The following is a 3,379-nucleotide window of genomic DNA, read 5'->3' on the forward strand; positions in this document are numbered from 1 at the left end:
CATTCCCAAATGCACAGGGTGGCGATCAGTCCCACACCCCAGCCACACGCGCCATTGCCGCGCGAGCGGCTTCGTCCATGGGCCGGCAGCGACGGCCGCCGCGGCTCGCCAGGTGTTCGCCTCGCTGCGCGGACGGAGTCCGCTTCGAGCCCATAGTTTGGATGCTGCGCAGAAGATGAATAGCAGCTTTGGCGGATCGAAGCCATTTGTAGCATGACGTTCCGCATGATCTTGGATTCGCCCGCCGACGCGGTCTGCCGTGGTTAGACGGGGCACAGCAGGAGCCGCAAACCCATTGACCTGTGCCGCTTGAATCCAGCCCGGCGAAAATTCAGCTGAAGCAATAGATGCGCAGTCCGGTCCGAGAAGGACACCCTCATGTCCGGGGCGGAATGGCGTCCTCCTTCACGCCCATTGAGTGCGCCTCGCGGGCGATGCCCCAGTCGATCAGTGCCGTCCAGAGCGTTTCGGCCAGATCGGTATCCAGCCCCTGCGCCTCGGCGCGCTCGCGGACATGGGCGATCACCTCTGCGACGCGTCCGGTTGTCCGAGGTGGCAATCCCTCACGGCGCTTCAGTGTGACGGCGCGGTCGACATAGCCGGTCCGCCGAACAAGCATTTCGATGAGCGCGTCATCGAGCGCGTCTATTTCCATGCGCAGCTGAGCCATGGTCTCGCAGGATGTGGGGGAACGGGACATTTCACCACTCTATTGAGGCGAGCCGCAGCCCAAGCGCGGCGAATGAAACGGCAAAGCCTCCGCGCAGCCAGGCCATCGCGCCGGGTCGCGACAGCACACGGTCGCGCAGGGTGGCAGCGAAGACAGCATAAAGGGCGAAGGCCGCGAAGGTCAAAACCATGAAGACAAGCGCCAGCCCGGTCATCCGCCACGCCGCATCTGGCGCGTCGGCGGGCACGAACTGGGGCAGGAACGCAAGGAAGAAGACAGACAGCTTCGGATTCAGCAGGTTCAGCGCCACGCCGTCACGGAGCAGGCGCGACATACGCCGGTGGGTTGCTTGCCGTTCTACCGAAAGAGCGCCAGTCCCCCGCCAGACCTGCCATGCCATCCAGAGGAGGAAGGCCACCCCGGCAAGCTTTAGGACCTGAAACGCAACGGCGCTCGCGTGGAGCAGCGCGGCAAAGCCCAGGATCGAGGCAGCCATATGAGGCAGGATCCCGAGCGTGCAGCCCGCCGCGGCCACGAGCCCCGCGCGTAAACCCTGACCGAGAGAGACGGCTAGGGTGTAGACGACACCGGTACCGGGCATCAGCACGACGATCAATGCGGTGGCAAGGAAGGACCACGTCATGCTGCGGCCCCCGTATCGAAATTCCCTGCGCCACTTCGCAACAGACCCGTGCGAACCGATGCTCCGTGGTCCCGGACGATCTCGCCAAGCGCGTCTCGCACGGCGGTCACGTCGGTCTCGGCCGCCTCGTGCAGCGCCTCGATGACGATCAGGGCGCGCCCTGTGGTGGGCGAGACGGCCGAGGCCGCGCTCTGCCGATAGGTCCAGCGGCGCGCATGGGCCGTGCCGGCGGCGTCGGCGAAGACGATCTCGCCCGGGGCCGGATGTTCGGTCTGTCCGCCGAAGGTCAGGTAGGTTTCGGCGCCAGTGGCGGGCCCCACCGTGAGATCGCCCGCGATCCGGTCGAGGTCGAAGGCCGCCACCGGCACAGCATGAGCGGCGGAGACGGCATTGCAGAGATCTACAAGCGGGGCGGCGCGCGGCAGGGTACCGTCCTTGCGGAAACGTCGCAGCAGGGCCTCGGCGGCGCAGCGATACTGCGTGGGCTTCAATCCCATCATCGAGAACGCCGTCCTCCACGCCCGGATCGCGGGCAGTTCGGCTTCGGTGCGGCCATCGAGTAGGAGGCGTGCCTGATCTTCCAGTCCGACGACAGCGGCCTGGAGCTCCAGCGTTTCCGGCAGGTTTTCGATCACCGCGAGCGCGGTCATGAGGGTTGGATATCCGTGAGCAATGTGCGTGTGGTAAGCGAAGATTGTCATCAGCTGGTCATGGATCAGCAGAAGGACCTCCGTCTTGAACGATCTTGGCCTGTCTGCCGATCAAACCTGACCGCCAGCGGCCCGGCGGCAGGCCGAACTGGCGCGCGAAGGCGCGGGTCAGATGCGCCTGGTCCGCGAAGCCGAAGGCCGCCGCGACCTCCGCCGCACTCTCCCCCGCAGCGAGGGCCTGACGTGCCAGCCGTAGACGCAGTTGCATCGCATAGGCATGGGGCGTGGCGCCCGTTTCGCGCCGGAACCGCCGCAACGCCCCCGTCCGGCCCATCCCCATCAGCCTCGCTACCTCGTCGAGCGAGGGCGGCTCATCGGGCTGGTCGGCGATGCGCTCCTTCACACGCCGGGTGGCGAGGGACGACCCGCTGTGCCGGGCGGTCAGTTCACGTGCGGTGGTAGGTGTAAGGACGCTCGACAGCAGTTCGGTAAGCTCCTCCTCGGCCTCACGCGCCTCTCCGGCCGCCAGCGCCCGCAGCGCGGCATCCATGCGCAATGCGAGGCCCGCGTCTTGAGAAGCACCGAATCCGATTTCGCGGCGTGCGGCCTCTTCCCCTGCCAGCGAGGCTACCGTGCCGGGATCGATGTAGACCATCTCCCAGGCGCGGGCGGCGCCTGTCGGCGCTCCATCGTGCATCTCATCCGGGGTGACGGCGATCAGATCGCCTGGGCCAGCCTCCACCGGCCCGCATCCGGACCACGACGCGTGCCCGCCAGCGCGCACCACGCCGAGGCCGAACTGATCGTGGGAATGGCGCGGAAAGGTACGTGCCGAGGCAAGAGACACCGCCTCCACGCCCACAAGACAGGGCGGGAGCAAGACGGCGCAGTGAGACAAGGGGCCAAGCATCGGATTCAATTACCAGTTCACGGCAGCGACGACAGGGACTGACATCAATGCCAGCGTTTGCCTGCAATTCGTATAGCATGCCCAACTGAAACAGTCTTTCGTGCAATGCGCAGCGAAAGGTGGGTTTAGATTCCCTGGTTTGACGCAGCCTTCAACGACCGCTTCCGTGATCTGCGCAGCGGCGCAGAACCCCGCTTGCTGCAGCTGCGAGCGCCTCCATTGTTATGCTGCAGTTGCATCGGTTGGCCGCGGAACGGCAGGAACGTCCGCACTCGGTGAGTCCAGCTTCGGTAGGGCGAACGGCGAGGTTTTCCGAACCGGCCGTTCGTACTGATCGCGGCGAAGGACGGTAGCGAGCCCAAATTGACCGCGTCGATCTTGGGCGAGTTCGCAGTTGCAGCATGGGCGCGCCTGTCGCGACCGGCCCGAGGACGAAGCCGCTCGCGCGGCAATGGCGCGTGTGGCTGGGGTGTGGGACTGATCGCCACCCTGTGCATTTGGGAATG

4 protein-coding genes are annotated in these 3,379 nt (G+C 66.0%); all 4 read right to left on the reverse strand.

All coding sequences use genetic code 11. The annotated features are described in order from the left end of the window. Positions 1-376 precede the first annotated feature (376 nt). From G0D83_RS30715 to G0D83_RS30730, 4 genes are read right to left on the reverse strand one after another with little or no spacing between them, the layout of a single operon-like run. A complete protein-coding gene (locus G0D83_RS30715; RefSeq protein WP_164198519.1) occupies positions 377-700 on the reverse strand; it encodes a chorismate mutase in 324 nt (107 codons plus the stop codon). A gap of 1 nt (position 701) precedes the next feature. Further along, complete coding sequence (locus G0D83_RS30720) at positions 702-1,313, reverse strand: LysE family translocator (protein ID WP_164198520.1); 612 nt, start codon at positions 1,311-1,313, stop codon at positions 702-704. Further along, positions 1,310-1,963, reverse strand: coding sequence for a B3/4 domain-containing protein (locus tag G0D83_RS30725; RefSeq protein WP_164198521.1), 654 nt, complete (start codon positions 1,961-1,963; stop codon positions 1,310-1,312). Before G0D83_RS30725 ends, G0D83_RS30720 begins: the two co-directional genes overlap by 4 nt. Before the next feature lie 58 nt (positions 1,964-2,021). Beyond that, positions 2,022-2,873 carry an AraC family transcriptional regulator gene (locus G0D83_RS30730; RefSeq protein ID WP_164198522.1) on the reverse strand — a complete coding sequence of 284 codons (852 nt, stop codon included), beginning with the start codon at positions 2,871-2,873 and terminating at the stop codon, positions 2,022-2,024. Positions 2,874-3,379: the final 506 nt, after the last annotated feature.

The organism is Salipiger sp. PrR003 (assembly GCF_010500785.1).
In the GTDB taxonomy this organism is placed as follows: Bacteria; Pseudomonadota; Alphaproteobacteria; order Rhodobacterales; family Rhodobacteraceae; genus Salipiger; species Salipiger pacificus_A.

What these genes read in the sequence shown, in the direction of transcription:
- G0D83_RS30715 (WP_164198519.1), bottom strand. Translation starts at nt 700, where the DNA reads ATGTCCCGTTCCCCCACATCCTGCGAGACCATGGCTCAGCTGCGCATG.
- G0D83_RS30720 (WP_164198520.1), bottom strand. Translation starts at nt 1,313, where the DNA reads ATGACGTGGTCCTTCCTTGCCACCGCATTGATCGTCGTGCTGATGCCC.
- G0D83_RS30725 (WP_164198521.1), bottom strand. Translation starts at nt 1,963, where the DNA reads ATGACCGCGCTCGCGGTGATCGAAAACCTGCCGGAAACGCTGGAGCTC.
- G0D83_RS30730 (WP_164198522.1), bottom strand. Translation starts at nt 2,873, where the DNA reads ATGCTTGGCCCCTTGTCTCACTGCGCCGTCTTGCTCCCGCCCTGTCTT.